13 protein-coding genes are annotated in these 15,383 nt (G+C 70.4%); 4 read left to right on the plus strand and 9 right to left on the minus strand.

The features are described 5' to 3' along the window. Positions 1 to 170 precede the first annotated feature (170 nt). Positions 171 to 839, plus strand: a complete 669-nt coding sequence (locus AB0B90_RS16520) for a ribonuclease HII (protein ID WP_350941754.1) — start codon at positions 171 to 173, stop codon at positions 837 to 839. Between the two features lie 126 nt (positions 840 to 965). Here AB0B90_RS16520 and AB0B90_RS16525 read toward each other — a convergent pair whose 3' ends face one another. Beyond that, positions 966 to 1,352, minus strand: coding sequence for an SCO5389 family protein (locus AB0B90_RS16525; RefSeq protein WP_350941753.1), 387 nt, complete (start codon positions 1,350 to 1,352; stop codon positions 966 to 968). Between the two features lie 63 nt (positions 1,353 to 1,415). Then, on the minus strand, positions 1,416 to 2,378 hold the full coding sequence (locus AB0B90_RS16530) for an ATP-binding protein (RefSeq protein WP_350941752.1): 963 nt from the start codon (positions 2,376 to 2,378) through the stop codon (positions 1,416 to 1,418). Between the two features lie 881 nt (positions 2,379 to 3,259). Between AB0B90_RS16530 and AB0B90_RS16535 the strand changes: the two genes are divergently transcribed. Next, positions 3,260 to 4,627: a hypothetical protein gene (locus tag AB0B90_RS16535; RefSeq protein ID WP_362923186.1), complete on the plus strand. Its 1,368-nt coding sequence runs from the start codon at positions 3,260 to 3,262 to the stop codon at positions 4,625 to 4,627. A 78-nt stretch (positions 4,628 to 4,705) separates the two neighbouring features. Here the strand turns inward: AB0B90_RS16535 and AB0B90_RS16540 are convergent, their stop codons facing one another. Together AB0B90_RS16540 and AB0B90_RS16545 are read right to left on the minus strand one after the other, a co-directional pair. Next, on the minus strand, positions 4,706 to 5,266 hold the full coding sequence (locus tag AB0B90_RS16540; RefSeq protein WP_350941748.1) for a hypothetical protein: 561 nt from the start codon (positions 5,264 to 5,266) through the stop codon (positions 4,706 to 4,708). Between the two features lie 272 nt (positions 5,267 to 5,538). Continuing rightward, complete coding sequence (locus tag AB0B90_RS16545; RefSeq protein WP_362923188.1) at positions 5,539 to 6,933, minus strand: LCP family protein; 1,395 nt, start codon at positions 6,931 to 6,933, stop codon at positions 5,539 to 5,541. Between the two features lie 228 nt (positions 6,934 to 7,161). Here AB0B90_RS16545 and AB0B90_RS16550 point away from each other — a divergent pair, with 228 nt between their 5' ends. Continuing rightward, positions 7,162 to 8,073: a hypothetical protein gene (locus AB0B90_RS16550; RefSeq protein ID WP_362923190.1), complete on the plus strand. Its 912-nt coding sequence runs from the start codon at positions 7,162 to 7,164 to the stop codon at positions 8,071 to 8,073. Here the strand turns inward: AB0B90_RS16550 and AB0B90_RS16555 are convergent. From AB0B90_RS16555 to AB0B90_RS16575, 5 genes are read right to left on the minus strand one after another with little or no spacing between them, the layout of a single operon-like run. Next, complete coding sequence (locus AB0B90_RS16555; RefSeq protein WP_362923192.1) at positions 8,031 to 9,041, minus strand: NAD(P)-dependent oxidoreductase; 1,011 nt, start codon at positions 9,039 to 9,041, stop codon at positions 8,031 to 8,033. The genes AB0B90_RS16550 and AB0B90_RS16555 overlap by 43 nt on opposite strands. Continuing rightward, entirely contained in the window at positions 9,034 to 10,629 is a 1,596-nt protein-coding gene (locus AB0B90_RS16560; RefSeq protein ID WP_362923194.1) for a class I adenylate-forming enzyme family protein, read from the minus strand. Before AB0B90_RS16560 ends, AB0B90_RS16555 begins: the two co-directional genes overlap by 8 nt. Beyond that, on the minus strand, positions 10,626 to 11,756 hold the full coding sequence (locus AB0B90_RS16565) for a cytochrome P450 (RefSeq protein ID WP_362923196.1): 1,131 nt from the start codon (positions 11,754 to 11,756) through the stop codon (positions 10,626 to 10,628). The genes AB0B90_RS16560 and AB0B90_RS16565 overlap by 4 nt, the downstream gene beginning before the upstream one ends. Beyond that, the gene (locus tag AB0B90_RS16570) at positions 11,753 to 12,484 is read right to left on the minus strand and encodes a glycosyltransferase (protein WP_350941736.1); all 732 of its coding nucleotides are present in this window, start codon (positions 12,482 to 12,484) and stop codon (positions 11,753 to 11,755) included. The genes AB0B90_RS16565 and AB0B90_RS16570 overlap by 4 nt, the downstream gene beginning before the upstream one ends. Beyond that, a complete protein-coding gene (locus AB0B90_RS16575) occupies positions 12,484 to 13,443 on the minus strand; it encodes a ketoacyl-ACP synthase III (protein ID WP_350941734.1) in 960 nt (319 codons plus the stop codon). The genes AB0B90_RS16570 and AB0B90_RS16575 overlap by 1 nt, the downstream gene beginning before the upstream one ends. Before the next feature lie 484 nt (positions 13,444 to 13,927). Here AB0B90_RS16575 and AB0B90_RS16580 point away from each other — a divergent pair, with 484 nt between their 5' ends. Beyond that, on the plus strand, positions 13,928 to 15,286 hold the full coding sequence (locus tag AB0B90_RS16580; protein WP_350941732.1) for an extracellular solute-binding protein: 1,359 nt from the start codon (positions 13,928 to 13,930) through the stop codon (positions 15,284 to 15,286). The last annotated feature ends 97 nt before the right edge of the window (positions 15,287 to 15,383 follow it).

Raw genomic sequence — 15,383 nt, forward strand, 5'->3', positions numbered from 1 at the left:
GGGCTTCGAAGGCCCGGGCGGGTGTGAGGTTCGGAGGTGATGCCTGACCGGACTCCGAGGGCTCGGCTGGTGTGACGCTCGAAGGTGGGTCCCGATCAGGACGGTGTCTGGTGGGGGTGGTGTTCGAGCGAGACGGCTCCCGGAGGCTCGCGTCCCGGTAACGTCGGCACGTGCCTCCCACCTACGCCCTTGAGCGGTTGCTGAACGACGGCGGTTCCAAACTGGTCGCCGGGGTGGACGAGGTCGGGCGCGGAGCCTGGGCCGGTCCGGTGGCGGTCTGCGCCGTGGTCACCGACCTGTCGGAACCGCCCGCCGGACTCACCGACTCGAAACTGCTCACCCCCGCCCGCCGCTCCGCCATGGTCTCCGAGATCACCGCCTGGGCGGCCGGTATCGGGTACGGCGAGGCGTCCCACGAGGAGATCGACGAACTCGGGATGACCGAGGCCCTGCGCAGGGCGGCGAGAAGGGCGCTGGCCGGGCTTCCCGTCCGTCCCGACGTGGTCGTTCTGGACGGGAAGCATGACTATCTGGGAGCGCCCTGGCCGGTCAGGTGCGAGGTCAAGGGCGACCTCTCCTGCGTCTCCGTGGCCGCGGCCTCCGTGATCGCCAAGGTCCGGCGGGACACCTACATGGCCTCACTCGGTTTCGAGGAGTACGGGTTCGCCGACAACGCGGGATACCCCTCGCCGGTCCACCAGGCGGCGCTCGCCTCCCTCGGCCCGACGGAGCATCACCGCCTTTCCTGGTCCTATCTGGACGACCTTCCCCGGTGGCGCCACCTCAAGAGGCATCGCAACCCGCTGGCCGGAGAGGGCCAACTCGGGCTTTTCGGATAGACGCCCCTTTGTCTGAGGGCCTCCGGCCCGCCCGGTGACGTCCGGCCGGGGCCGGCCGGACGCGATGAGACCGGTCCGGAGGCCGGGACGAGACCGGGGAAGGCGGTCCGCCTCGGAACGAGGCCGTCAGCAGTCGACGAGCTCGGGCGACTGGTTGAGGATCTGCGACCTGGCGGTGACGAACTCCGCGTGGGCGCCGGTGGCGGTCGGGTCGAAGACGGCGACCCGGTGGCAGTTCTGGAAGGCGAGTCTCACCCCGAAGTGGCGCTCCAGGGCGCCGCGCATGGCGTCGCTGGCGAGAGCGCGCAGGAGTTGGCCGCGAGCGGCCTCGTCCGGCGGGGGCACCGTGTTGTCGGCGAACTCGGCACCGGTGTCCTCGCGCTCCTTGACCAGGCCGCTGATGAGCGACCAGGCGTAAGGAAGGGAGTCTCTGACACAGGTGACGAATGCCGCGTCGTCCACCTCACCGGCCTTGGCCTGGTCGAGAAGATCGTTCGAAACGGTCAGCGACATGCTGCGTTCTCCTCACAGAAGGGGATTCATCAGACACTAGGTCGGGCCTACCGATCGCTCCACCTAGCGGGAGAGCGACACTCGTGTGGGCCCGAAGACGAAGCCGGGGTCGATCTGGGCCGCCAGATCCTCGCCCGTCGCCCTGTTCGCCCAGGCCGTCGCGTTGCGGAGGTGGAACTGCACCGCCTGGCGTCCGAAGCGGAACCAGTCTTTCTCCTGGCTGTCGAGACGGTCGAGAAGCGTGCCCAGGGCTTGGGAGTTGGCCGGTTCGAGGTCTTGGAGAGTGAAGGGGCGGCCCTGCTCCATCGCGCGGATCGCCGAGGAGTGCTCCAGGCAGACCAGCAGGTCGTCGCCGACCTGATCGCGGAGGAACGCCACGTCCCCGGGGCCGTGGATCTTGTTGCCCACCACCGCGATCGGCACGCCGTAGTCGGCGGCGTAGTCGCGGTACTGCCGATAGACGCTCACGCCCTGGCGGGTCGGCTCGGCCACCAGGAAGGTCATGTCGAAACGGGTGAAAAGCCCTGAGGCGAAGGAGTCGGCCCCGGCCGTCATGTCGACCACGACGTACTCGCCCGCACCGTCGAGCAGGTGGTTGAGGTAGAGCTCCACGGCGCCGACCTTGGAGTGGTAACACGCCACCCCCAGGTCGTCCTCGCTGAACGGCCCGGTGACCATCAGCCGGGGCCCCTCCGGCGTGACGACGGAGAATCCGGTGTGGATCGGGTCGTCCTCGTCGAGTCGGAGCAGCCGCGAGCCGAAGCCCGGCGGGGTGGTCTTGACCATCGCGGCGGCCGAGGAGATGCGGGGATTGTCGCCCCGCAGGTATTCCTTGATCTCGGTCAGGTGCGAGCCCATCGGCCTGGGCAGCGCGCTCTCGGCCAGCCCCAGTGCCATGCCCAGGTGCTGGTTGATGTCGGCGTCGACGGCGACCACGGGACCGCCCCGGCTCGCCACGTATCTCGCGAACAGCGCCGACAGGGTCGTTTTGCCGCTGCCGCCCTTACCGACGAATGCCACCCTCACAGCAACGATCCAATCTGATTATGAAAATCATTTCAAGACCTCGGAGGGCCCATCATGCCACGACGGGCGGGGGCGCGTGGCGCGTATCGCGGGGAAGAGGGGGAGGCGTGCTCGCCTGGTAAATGCCAATAAAGGTGATTTTTCATGACAAATATCGGCGAAAGGTGTGAGGAGAAACGCCTTCCATGTCATGACCGGTGCCAAAGATCCGCTGTTACCGCTTCGCGGTCTCCTGTACGGACTCGACAACCGGCTTGGGGATCGGCGGGGCGGATGTTTGCCATCGGCGCCGATGAGATCCGGCCAGTCCGGGTATCCCCTCCCGAGTTGGTTGATCTTGACCCCCCGGCGAGATCGTGGACAAGGATCAGCAAGGGGCTCTGGTGGCACGTACCGGTACCTGGTCGCGTCGCGTTTCCGAACGGCGGGTTCCTGAACGGCGGTTCTCCGAGCGGTGGTCTCCCCGCGGGAGGTCTTCCCCGCGGAGGATCGGTGGATTCGCCGCGTGGAGTGTCGCGCTCGCGGTGCTCGTGACGCCGTCGCTCACTCTCGCCGCCTCCCGGACCGGGGTGGCGGAGGTGTCCTCGCCGTCCGTCCGGGCGGAGGCCCCGGTTCCCCGGACGACGATGGACGGGAAGTCCTCGGCCGTGCGGGTCGTGGAGAAGAACGTGCGGGTCGTGAGGAAGAAGAGGGAACCCTCGTCCGTATCCGCGGGGAAGGAGAACGGGGTGTCTTCGCCCGCGTCCGTGACGGGAAGGCGGGCTCCCGTGTTCACGACGGGGAGGCGGGCTCCCGTGTTCACGACGGGGAGGCGGGCTCCCGTGTTCACGACGGGGAGGCGGGCTCCCGTGTTCGTGACCGGAAGGCGGGCTCCCGCATCCGTGGCGGGGAGGCGAAGCGCGCGAGGGGCCTTCGGCGGCGAGAGTCGTACGGCGAGGGTGGGAAAGCCGGAGATCAAGATCACCAAGACGGCCTCGCCCGTCCTCGCGAAACCCGGCCAGAAGGTCACCTACACCGTCGAGGTGCGCAACACCGGTGACATCGCCTACCCGGGCCTCACCTTCACCGACGACCTGTCGGGGCTGCTCGACGACGCGAGCTTCGGCCACGACCAGTCGGCCACGTCGGGCACGGTCTCCTTCGCCGAGCCCAGGGTGGCCTGGACCGGCGACGTGGCCGCCGGGCAGACGGTGACGGTCACCTACGGCGTCACGGTGAACGACCCCCCGGCGGGGGACCTACGTCTCTCCGGCGAACTGGTCGGGCCCGAGGGCTCCAACTGCGAGGCCGGGTCGGCCGATCGCGCCTGCGGAAACCTCGGCGGGATCGGCCTGCCGCTGCTGTACGTCCTCACGACCGCAGACAGCGAGACCGCCGACCCCGGCCAGACGGTCGCCTACACGATCACCGTCGGCAACGTCGGCAACGCCACCTATCCCGGTGCCACACTCACCGGGGAACTCTCCAGGGTCCTCGACGACGCGGTCTACAACGGCGACGCGCGGGCCACGAGCGGCACCCTCTCGTACGACGCGCCGAAGCTGAACTGGGCCGGGGACATTCGGGTGGGCGAGACGGTCACGGTCACCTACAGCGTGACCGTCGGTACTTCCGCCACCGGGGACGGGGTGCTGGACAGCGCCGTCCAGGCACTCGGAGGTGGGACGAACTGCCCGGACCCGGTGCCGTGGTCCGCGAGGCGTGCCGCGCCCGTCCCCGGTACGGGGCTTGGCTGCGCGCAGCGGGTCGCCGTACAGAGGACGACGGGCACCGGGACGCTCGGGCCCGAGGATCGCGAGGCGGACTCGGCGCCGGTTCCGGCTCCCGGCTCGGCACCCGCGCCCGGGTCGGACTCCGGGCCGGTGCCGCTTTCCGGGGCGGATTCCGCGCCGACGCGGGTTCCCGGGTCGGACTCCGGGCCGGTGCCGGTTCCCGGGTCGGACTCCGGGCCGGCGTCGGTTCCCGAGTCGGATTCCGTTCCCGGTTCTGTGTCCGCGCCGGTTCCGGTTCCCGGCCGGGATCGGAAACCGGCGCCCGCGCGGGTGCCGGAGCCGGTCTCCGACCCGTCGTGCGTGCCGGGCCGGGGGCGATCCTTCTCGGTCCCCTGTCTCACCGGTGGGCCTCGCGAGGTGTCGGCCGGCCCCTCGTTGCCGTTCACGGGTCCGCCGCTCGGGCCGGTCCTGGTGGGACTCCTGCTCTCCTGCCTGGGGCTGGCCCTGCGGCTGCGTACCCGGCCAGGGAGAACCTAGCCGGGTACGGGCCTTGGTCGGCGTAGAGGTCGGCGTAGAGGCCGGCGCGGACCTTGGCCGGGCGCTCGTCGCGCCGGATCAGACCGGTCGGCCCCGGCGACCGCGGCGGAACAGGAGCGCGGCGGTCGCCAGCCCGGCGGCGACGGCGGCGGCCAGCGAGACGGGCAGGACCCAGGCGGCCGTCTCCTCCGGTGGGGCCACGGTGTTGATGTCCGTGGCACAGGCGAGTACGGGGCCGGTGGCGCTCCTGCGAGCGCAGGCCGTCGTCGCCAGGTTCTGCACCGCCGCGCCGGCCACCGCGCCCACCCGGGTGCTCACGTGGACGATCGTGTCCTTCTCCGGCGGGACGTTCACCGTCCACGCCACCTTGCCCTGCTCCACATGCCCTCCGGCGTCGGCCTTCACGAAGGTCATCGACGGCGGCAGGGACTGCACCAGGAGGACGCGCTTCAACCGGTCGCCTCCCTGGTTGCTGAGACGGAGTGTGTAGGTGTTCTCCGCGCCGGGCGTGGTCTCCCTCGCTCCGTCGTCGAGGGAGATGGAGACCGAGGGGACCGGATCGGCCCAGGCGAGTGGCCATCCGACAGCGGGTGCGGCGATCGCGGCGAGCAGGCTCACGCTCGCCAGGTGGTGTTTCATCCTCTAACCTCCGTTGTCACACTAAGTAATCACTCCATAACAGCATTCCGGCCCTCGTGGGCGCTCTCAACGCGCCGGACACGGCGCTGGGCCTGTCATCCGTGAGGCCGTCGGCGTATCAGTTCGTTGGCCCTCGGTCTCTCGGTCTCTCGGTCCGCCGGCCCTCAGCCCGCGATCCGCTGGTTCGCCGGTTCTCTGGTTCGTCGCCCTGCCGGTCCTGTGCTCCACCGGAGCGTTCGGGCCCAACGAGTTCTCCGGTCTCGGCCGGTTCGTCAGTGGCAGGCGGAATCGAGGACGACGGCCTTTGTCTCGGCTGTCTCCGCGTATTCGCCCGCCTTCCCCGGGTCTCCGGCCTGTGCGGCGGATACGGAGCGGGGCGGAGCGGGCGGCGCCGCCAGGGTGGCGGTGACCTCGCGCCTGATCAGGTGGTAGTCGGGCGCACCCGAGTAGATGAGCGGGGGGACGAACTGGAGACTCCTGATCCTGGAGTTCTTCACCTTCTCCGACAGTTCGACCAGGTCGGGCAGCAACTGCCGAGGTATGTCGGTGGAGATGGTGTCGACGGCGGCGGCGGCCAGTTTCTCGAAGCTCCTGAAGACCGTCACCGGGTCGGCCTGTTTGGCGACGGCGTTCAGCAGACACTTCTGGCGGCCCATCCGCACGTAGTCGTCACTGTAGGTGCGGGATCTGCCGTACCAGAGCGCCTCCTCGCCCGAGAGTTTCCGTTTTCCCGCCTCGATCAGGCCCTCGTTCTGTCTGCCGTACACGATGGGATCCTTGATGCGGACCCGTACGCCGCCCATCGCGTTGACGATTTCCACGAAGCCCCTCATGTCGACCATCGCGTAGTAGGGAATGTCGAGGCCGAGGATGCCGCCGATCGTTCTTTTCAGAAGCGTCGGGCCGCGGTGCCGCTTGCTCTGCCGGGGAACCATCTCGGGATAGTCCTCGGCGTACTGGTAGATCTCGTTGAGCATGCCCGGTGTGTACGGTGGCTCGCCCTGGAAACCGTAGGGAAAGCGCTCGCGGGCCGGGCCCGGCGGCATCGGGACGTTCTCCAGGTTCCTGGGCAGGCCGAACAGCACCGTGTCTCCGGTCCTGGGGTCGATGCTGGCCACGGTCATGCTGTCGGTACGCACGCCGATCCGGTTGGCCGCCGCGTCCGCGCCGACGAGCAGGATGTTGAGCCGGTCCACGTCCTTCCACGGGTCCACCGGGATCGGCGCGACGCTTTCCGCGAACACCGAGGTCACGACGCCGTGCGAGATGTAGGCCAGTTTGGCCGTGTAGATCATCGGAGCGACCACCAGCGCGCATATCACCCCGACGGCCGCGGCGGAGAGGTAGCGGGCCGCAGGCGACACCGTCTTCGGCCGCACCAGCAGGTGGGAGCGGATGGTCACGGCGACCGTCACGCCGGCGACCAGCATCGCGGTGAGGGCGAAGACCCAGAGCCAGGAGGGTTGTACGGCGAGGGAGAGCAGGGAGGGACCGGCGGTCAGCACGGCGGTCGCGAGGGCCGCGGCGAGGATCAACTCGATGCCCATCAGGATGGCACCGGTCAGGCGGCGGCCCACCCAGACGTGGGCCAGACCCCACAGAACGGCTGAGCCCAGTGTCAGTGCCAGGCTCGATCCGACGCCTGTTCGCCCCGTATTGCCTGCCATAGCCGTGACATCTCCCGTCCGTCAGACCAATACGTCGCAGGTTAGTAACGGTTTTCGGGTGAATCGGCTATGTGGTTGTTCGACGCGCTGAGGGCGGCGGGTCAAGGTTTGTAAACCAGATTTCGCCGTCGGGATGACATTGATCTCCAAGTTCACGTCAAAAATAGGTCGTAACCGGTTTTGCCTGGCAAACGCGGGGATTTCCCGGTAATGCGGTTAGGGAAGTCCGTGCGTACGGTGATCGGCTCGATTTTGATCGTGCTCGGATGCCTCCTCGCCCCCTTCGCCCTCACCGCCTACTGGGCGGCGAACGAGATCGCCGACCCCGACCGTTACATCGAGAACGTGGCCCCGCTGGCCGCTCACCCGGACGTCAGGAACGCCATCACGGATCGTGTCACCGACGAGGTCGTCGTGCGGCTGCGCGCGCTGGGCGTCTCGGTCGGCGGGGAGGTCGTCCGCGAGACGGTGAAGTCCGGCGTCGACAACGACTTCGCCGTCGCCTGGGTGGAGGTCAACCGGCAGACACACCGCAGGCTCCTCGCGATCCTGGGCCACGCCCCGAATGCCGGCATGGCGGACGACGGCGTCGGCTACGACCTCGCCCCGGTGTACGAACTGGTCAAGCGGAGGTTGAAGGCCGTCGGCGTGAGAGAGGCGTCCCGCCTGCCCAGCACGCACCCGGTCACCCTGCTGCTGCCCACCTCCGCCGTTTTCGTGATCGACAATTCCTACGACAGGCTGATCTCGCTGAGGTGGGTCCTGCTGGGGCTGTCACCGGCACTGATCGTCACGGGGGTGCTCCTGCCCCGCGACCGGTGCGCCGCTCTGATCGGCGCCGGGCTCGGCCTGGCCACGAGCATGCTCGCGCTGGCCGTCGTCCTGTCCGTGATCCGCAACGTCTACCTGCCCGCCTCCGCCACCGGTGGCATGTCGTACTCCGCCGTGGCCGCGATATTCGACGCGCTGACCGCCTTCCTGAGGGACGGCCTGCGCGTGCTCTTCACGCTGGGCCTGCTCGTGGCGGCGACCGCCTTCGTCGTCAAGGGAAAGCGCGTCCGTTCCAGGTTCGCGGCCGCGGTGCTCGAGGACCGTCGTCACCAGCCCGCGGACCCCTCGAAGGACGTCTCCGAGGGGTGATAGCCGAGCCGGGTGCGCGCGGCGGTGATGTCGAGGGTCCGCTCGACTGCCAGGTGGCCCGCGGCGTAGCGCGTGAGCCGGGGCGGGCGCGGGCGCCGGAGCAGCCGTGACACGGTCTCGGCGACGGCGGCGAGGGGATCCACCAGCGCGAGCGGCAAATAGTGCGGTTCGGCGTCGATGCCGCGCTCCGCGAGGATCGCGCGCAGGGCGTCGTCGAGCACGACGGGCTCGGCGTCGGTCACGTTGAAGACGCCGTGGTCGACCGGGCCTTCCGCGGCGAGCAGGCAGGCCTGGACCAGGTTGTCCACCGAGGTCAGGCTGATCCGCTGGCGCCCGTCGCCCACCGCGAGCAGCCTGCGGCCGCTGACCGCGCGGAGGACCCGGGGAAGCAGCGTGGTGTCCCCCCTGCCGTAGATCGCGTGCGGTCGCAGGATGACCGCCCGTTCCAGGCATCTCTCCGCGGCGGCCTTCGAGGCGCCGTACGCGTTGGCGTACCGCCCGACCGGGGCGGTGTCCTCGACGGCCATCACGGTCGGCCGGAACGGGTCGTAGACGCTCGCCGTGCTGAGGTGCACGAACCTGGCGCCCGGGAAGGCCGCGGCGGCGTTGCGGGTGCCGTCCACGTTGGCGGCCCAGATGTCGCGTGGCGATCCCCAGTCCGTGACGCTCCCGGCGCAGTGGATCACCACGTCCACCTCGATCGGGGGTGTCGCGGGCCGGGGGGTGCGGAGGTCCCACGACGTGTACGGAGCGCCGCCGAGGTGCCCGGTGTCCACAGCGGGTCGCCTGCCGAAGGCCCGCACCGTCCAGCCTCGCGCCACGGCCGCCCGGCAGACCGCGCCGCCCACGAATCCGGAGGCGCCCGTCACCGCGACCCTCGGCCGCCCACCCGGTCCGACGGGTCGCCCGGCCGCGGCGAGGTGCTCAGGTACGGCGGGTCGCTCAGGCAGGGTGGGGTGCTCAGGCACGGCGGGCGACCAGGTCTCGCAGGGCGGCCCTGTCGAGCTTGTCGGCCCGTCCCGAGCGGGGGAAGGCGTCGAGCGGCTCGATACGGTCGGGCAGGGCCGCGGCGTCCACGATCTCGGGAAGCGCCCTGCGCAGCAGACCCTCGTCGTAGCCCTCCGAGGGGACGACGGCCAGCACGACCTCCTCGTCCCCGGTCTCGGGGTCGGAGAGTCCGACGATCGCGGCCTCGGCGACCCCGGGCAGCGCCGCGATGCCGGACTCGTACAGGCCCGGGTAGATGTTGACCCCGTCGCGGAGGATCATGTCCTTCTTCCGGCCGAGCAGCACCAGCCGGTCCCCTTCGAGCCTGACGAGGTCGCCGGTCGCGACCTCCCGCAGCGGCTCCTCGCCGAGATAGCGCCGCGCGAGGTGCGGGCCGGAGACGAACAACTCGCCGTCCTCGGCGACCCGGACCCCGACGCCGGGCAGGGGCTCCCCGAGCAGATCCCCCTCGGCCTGGGCCAGTTTCTCGTGGGCGGACGCGATCGCGATGGGGAGCGCCTCGGTCATCGCGTAGACCGAGAGGACCTCGGGCCCGGCCTCGATCGCGCGGCGGAGCACGCCCGGCGGGGCGGGAGCGGCGCCGAGCAGGAGGTAGCGGAGGGTCCCGGGGAGCCTGGGGGTCTCGCGCAGCAGCCGGTCCAGGTGCACCGGTACGGCGAAGGTGTGGGTGGCCCGCCGCGCGGCCAGTTCCGCGGCGAGGTCACCGCCCCCGGGCAGGGACCAGGTCGCCCCGGCCAGCAGCGCGGGGAGCCCGAGCATCAACTGGTCGGTGTGCACGACGTCACCGGGACCGAGCGGGAACGCGCTCCTGAACATCTCCAGCCCGGCCGCGAGCGACCCCCGGGTGTGCACCACCCCTCGCGGACGCGCGGTGGTCCCCGAGGTGAAGATCACCGCCGCCGGTTGGTCCGGATCCGCCCCGTACCCCTCCGGGCCGGGAACGGCGGACGATCGTCGCAGGACGCGGGAGAGCCGCAGCGCTCCGCGGGGCACTCCCGGCAGCCACGGGCCCGTGTACAGGTGACGGACGGGGTGGCCGGGAAGCGGGTCCGCGAGGTCGGGCAGCAGCAGCCCTCGGCGGCGGGCGAGGCGCCTGAGCGGGCCGCTCAGGGTGTAGAGGAGGGACTCGCTGATCACCCAGGCGGGCCGGGTCGCGGCCATGCGGGCCGCGAGCACGTCGGGGGCCAGGCCGGGGTCGGCGAGGACGAGCGTCCCGCCCGCCGCCACCGCCCCCAGCGCCAGCGCCACCGCGTCCACCCCCGGCCGCACCGCGAACAGCACCCCGTCCCCCGGCCGCATCCCGTCTTCGGGCCGGGCCGGGGCTTCCGCTCGTGCCTGGTCTTCCGGCTGTGTCCCGTTCTCCGCCCGCGCCCGCTCGCCCGGCCGCGTGTCGTTCCCCGGCCGGCCTCCGCCCATCGCGTCGCGGACCGCCGACACCCGACGGGCCAGCTCGCCGTAGGTGATCTCGCGGCCCCGCCCGTCGACGATCGCGGTACGCCCCGGCTCCCGCCCGGCGATTGTCATGATCCCGCTGACGATGTCGTTCACGAGGCTCCCGCCCGGCCGATCCACAGATGCTCGTACGTGGGAATGAGGACCCGCCTGGCCGCCCGTCGCCGCACGACGCGCACCCGGTGGGAGAGCAGGACGGAGGCCACCGCCCGGATCTCCGCGAGGGCGAGCGGGTAGCCGATGCAGAAGTGCGGGCCCGCGCCGAACCAGAGCCTGCGCAGCTCGGGCGGGTGGGCGCGGGAGGGGTCGAACGGGCCGTACGCCCTGGCGCAGTTGTGGGTGACGATCAGGATCCGGTCGCCGGGGCGTACCGCCGTGCCGCCGACGTGCGCGGCGGCGGCCACCGAGCGCAGCATCAGCGGGGTCGGCGTGGTGACCCGCATCGCCTCCTCGATCACCCTGTCCAGGTCGCCGACCTGGGTGCCGTGGTCGTGCAGGAGGGCGACGAGCCGGGGGACGAACGTGGCGACGGTCTCGGTACCGGTCAGGAAGAACGCCCCCGCCGCGCCCCGCGCCTCGGCCACGGACAGCCCCTGCGCCCGCATCCGGCCCATCACCGTGGACTCGTCCCCGGCCTCGTAGGCGGCCTGCGCGATGTCCCCGATCCGGTCCAGCACCCGCCTGGCGACGGCCACCTGCCGGTCGGACAGCCGCCGCGAGCGCAGCGAGACCATCGAGACGACCCGCTCCCCGTCCGCGAAAAGTTCCCTCGCCCGTGCCTCGGAGACCTCGCCCAGCCCGATCACCCGGCAGATCACCGCCCCGGCCATCAGCCGCATGGCGTCCACCAGGTCGACCGTCTCGCCGTTGTCCAGGCGGGCGGAGAGATCGTCGAGCGGCCCGCGGAGCACGTCTTCCACCAGCGAGGACACGTACCCGGCGGTGAACAGCGGCATCAGTTTCCTGCGGAGCGCGAGGTGGCCGGGGCCCTCCATGTTGAGCAGCACGGAGGGGCCGAGCACGGGCGTCCACAGGTCGCCGGGCGAACCCGGTCCGTCCTTGCGGAACCGCTCGTCCATCAGCACGGCCCGCGCGACGGCGGCGTCGTTGACCACCACTCCCAGACCGGGGACGCGCACCACGGGCCCGAGCCGGGCCAGCAGCCGCATGAGCGGGTAGGCGAAGGGGTGGGCGGCCAGGTGGAGGCGGGTCTCGTGGTTCACCGGACGTCGATCACTTCCGGCCGGTAGTGGTGGTCGGCGTACCAGGCGAGGGTGCCCGCGAGGCCGTACGCCCGCAGCCTGCGTACGGAGCCGAAGACCACCACGTCACGGCGCGAGGCGTACGCGGGGGTGAGCGTGCGCACCCGGTTGACCAGGGCGCGGTCCTCGTGGACCTCCTCGATCGCGGTCCTGGGGAAGCCGCCCGCGCGCTCGTAGAGGTCCGCGGTGATGGCGAGGGTGGCGCCGGGCATCATCACGTACGGGCCCAGGTAGCGCGGGTCCCTGTTGCCGGGCCGGAAGCGTCCGAAGGTCGCCGCCACCTCCACCACGAACGGGATGAGGTGGCGCTCCCAGAACTTCAGCCGGAACTCGTCGGTCCTGGGTCTCAGCTGCCCGCCGACCATCTCCAGCCCGTCGCCGAAGGCCCGCCGGATGTTGCGCACCCAGTCGGGGCGGGGCAGGCAGTCCGCGTCGGTCCTGGCCAGGTGGGTCGCCCCGTGCGCGATGGCGTGGCGCACGCCGGTGTCGGAGGCGGCGCCGGTGCCCTTCCGAGTCTCGACGACCACCTGGACACCGTGCCGCCGTACGACCTCGGCGGTGCCGTCGGTGCTCGCGTTGTCCACCACGAGCAGCGTGAAGTCTTGGTCGTCCTGCTCGGCCAGGGCTCGTAGTGTCGCCTCGATGCCGGGGGCCTCGTTGTAGGCGGGAACGATCACCCAGAGGTCCATCACATCTCCGCCAGCATCACACCGGTACTGATCCCGCCGCCCAGCCCGAGCAGCGCCACCCGGTCGCCGGGTCGCCAGTCGCCCAGGGTGAGCTGGAGCGGAAGCGTCGTCGAGGCGCAGTTGCCGTGCTCGGGCAGGCTGACCACGAGCCTGCCCTCGGGGATGTCGAGCACCTCGGCCAGGAAGCGCAGGTAGGGCATCGCCACCTGGTGTACCGCGACGACGGCGAAGTCGTCCCAGGTCAGGCCGGTGCGCTTGAGGGCGTTGAGGAAGATGTCCGGGCCGATCGCTTCGAAGGCGTCCTTCAGCCTGCGCCCGTCGCCACGGAAGTAGGAGTACTCGAGGTCGCGGGGGTGCGCGGAACCGCCTCCGGGCAGGGTGCCGATCGCCCAGGCCGTGGAGTCGGCCGCGAAGTCGCGGTAGAAAATGCCACGTTCCAAATCGGCGGCGACCGTGACCGCGGCCCCGGTGTCCGACAGCGTGTAGCCGGCGAAGGAGTCGACGAACTGTGCGCGGTCCCTGACCCGCCACCGGATCGCCCGCGACGGGATCTCGCCCGAGCAGACCAGCACCTTGCGGTGCGCCCCGGTCAGGATGAGCGCCTCGGCGATCTGGATCCCGTTGAGCATGCTGTTGCAGGCGTTCTTGACGTCGAACACCGGGCACGAGAGTCCCAGTTTGGCCGCCACGATGTGCGCGGTGGCGGGCTCGATCATGTCCTGCGAGGCCGACGCGAAGACGAGCAGGTCGACGTCGGAGTGGTCGAGTTCGCGGGCCGCCTCCACGGCCAGGTCCGACGCCTGCTGGTCGTCCCTGGCCACGTGGCGGCGCCGGATTCCCGTCAGCCGTTCGACGACGCCCCTGTGGGGCGTGTAACCCTCGATCCGCCGTTCGACGTCCGCGCTGGACACGGTCCGCTCCGGCAGATACGTCGCGACGCCCGTGATCCGGGCTTTCATTGATCTCCCTTTATCCCTGAACAGTGTCGAGCCGAACAGCGTCGAGCCGAACAGCGTGAAGTCTCGACACGCTCGCGCAATGTATCTAAAACGCGGTGTTTTGTCCTGGTCATCCGAGAAAGACGGGCAAACATGGACGAGAAATCACATACCTGTACAAGTCTGTCGCGAAGCGGACATCGTGCCGTCCTTCCGCGCCGCCTTCCCGTGTCGTCCGTTCGCGCCGACATGAGTTTCATGATCGTCAAAGGGGTGGTGGATCTTTTCCCCGAGGTCAAGGCCGAGGGCGGGGACAGGCGAACACCGCCGGGCCGCCGGGCACCACCTCGGACCGGGAGCCGCGGCTCCGCCGGGTAGTTTGACGAACCCCTGTCGCGGCAGAGGACCCCATAAGATCTTTTTTCGTGATCGACCGGAATGACCGTGATCGACCTCGCCGGGCTGAACACCGTCACCCGCACCGTGATTCTGCTGGAGGTATGCCATGCGTGGTACAGCTCGTGCGTTCGCCCTGACCACCGCCGCCCTCGCCCTCGGACTGACCGGCTGCAGCGCGGGCGGGCCGGCCGACGCCCGGCCGGTGCAGCAGGCCGTCCCCAAAGCCGGTGAGGAGACCAAGAAGCCCGAGAAGCCGGCGGGACCCGTCACGCTGAAGTACTGGACCTTCACCCCGCCCGAGGCCGCGCTGAAGAAGGCGGTCGCCGCGTTCGAAAAGGCGAACCCCGGCATCAAGGTCGAGCTGCGCACCTTCGCCGAGGCCGACTACCGCAAGCGGCTCCCCAAGGCGCTCGCCGACGACGAGAAACTCGACGTCGTCGGCCTCCCGATCCCGACGATGACCCGCTCGGTCGCGAACCGGCTCCGCCCGGTCGACGACTGGAAGGACAAGGTCTCCGGCGGCTGGGTCGACGAGCTTGAGAAGAACGCGGTGAAGCAGACGGAGAAGGCAGCCAAGGGCGGCACGCTCTACTCCGTCCCGATGGGGTCCAACGGCGGCGCGGTCATGTACTACAACGCCGGCCTCCTGTCCGAGCTCGGACTCTCCTTCCCGAAAACGGCCGCCGATCTGGAGAGCGTCGTGAGGCGGGTCAAGAAGGAGATCCCCGACCTCCGGCCGGTCGTCTTCTCCGGCGAGCCGCGCCGGCAGGAGGAGCTGCTGTTCACCATCGCGAGCCAGAGCCACCCCACCCTCTCCGACGAACTGCTGGCCGGCGGCAGGCCGTGGAACGGCCCCGAGGTGGTCTCGGCCCTGACCGCCTACAGGTCGCTGTTCGACAGGGGCGTACTGGCGAAGTCGGGACTCGCGCTCAAGGGCGACCGCCCGGCCGAGCTTTTCCGCTCGGGCAAGGCCCTGTTCCTGGTGGACGGCTCGGGCCGGAGCCCGATGCTGTCCGCGTCCTACCGCAAGACCGCGAAGATCTCCGTCAAGGAGATCGGCGCCGGACCTTTCCCGACCGTCCTGCAGGGCTCCAAGCCCGCCGTCCGCAGTACGGCCGAAGTGGGGCTCGCCATCCCCAAGAGCTCCAAGCACGTGGCCGAGGCGGCCACGCTGATCGAGTTCCTGACGGTGGGCGAGGGGGTCTCCGACTGGGTCGGAGACCTGGCGCTCGTTCCCGCGCGCGAGGACTTCCGGATCGACTCCTCCGTCTTCGCCGACTCGGAGGGCAAGGAGGGCTACGCCGCGATCCAGGAGCTCGTCAAGGACGGCGGCTCCCTGAACGTCCCCGACGAGTCCTTCCTGGAGCGGGTGGAGGGTGACGTCATCCTCGACGTCGCCCATGGCCGGATCACCCCGAAGAAGGCGGCCGACCGCCTGCAGGAGGAGTGGTCGCGCGGCGAGTGAGGTCTTCCCCGGGTTTCTCCGCCGTCCTGCGGATGAGCGCCTCCTTCGGCTTCTCGTCGGCAGGACGGTGATCCTCTCGATGCTTTTCCGCCGTCCG

It is taken from the genome of Streptosporangium sp. NPDC049078, assembly GCF_040648855.1.
GTDB lineage: Bacteria > Actinomycetota > Actinomycetes > Streptosporangiales > Streptosporangiaceae > Streptosporangium.

Bases quoted from the DNA above. Each gene is read 5' to 3' on its own strand.
- AB0B90_RS16525 (WP_350941753.1), bottom strand. From the start codon at position 1,352: ATGTCGCTGACCGTTTCGAACGATCTTCTCGACCAGGCCAAGGCCGGT.
- AB0B90_RS16580 (WP_350941732.1), top strand. From the start codon at position 13,928: ATGCGTGGTACAGCTCGTGCGTTCGCCCTGACCACCGCCGCCCTCGCC.
- AB0B90_RS16545 (WP_362923188.1), bottom strand. From the start codon at position 6,933: ATGGCAGGCAATACGGGGCGAACAGGCGTCGGATCGAGCCTGGCACTG.
- AB0B90_RS16570 (WP_350941736.1), bottom strand. From the start codon at position 12,484: ATGGACCTCTGGGTGATCGTTCCCGCCTACAACGAGGCCCCCGGCATC.
- AB0B90_RS16575 (WP_350941734.1), bottom strand. From the start codon at position 13,443: ATGAAAGCCCGGATCACGGGCGTCGCGACGTATCTGCCGGAGCGGACC.
- AB0B90_RS16540 (WP_350941748.1), bottom strand. From the start codon at position 5,266: ATGAAACACCACCTGGCGAGCGTGAGCCTGCTCGCCGCGATCGCCGCA.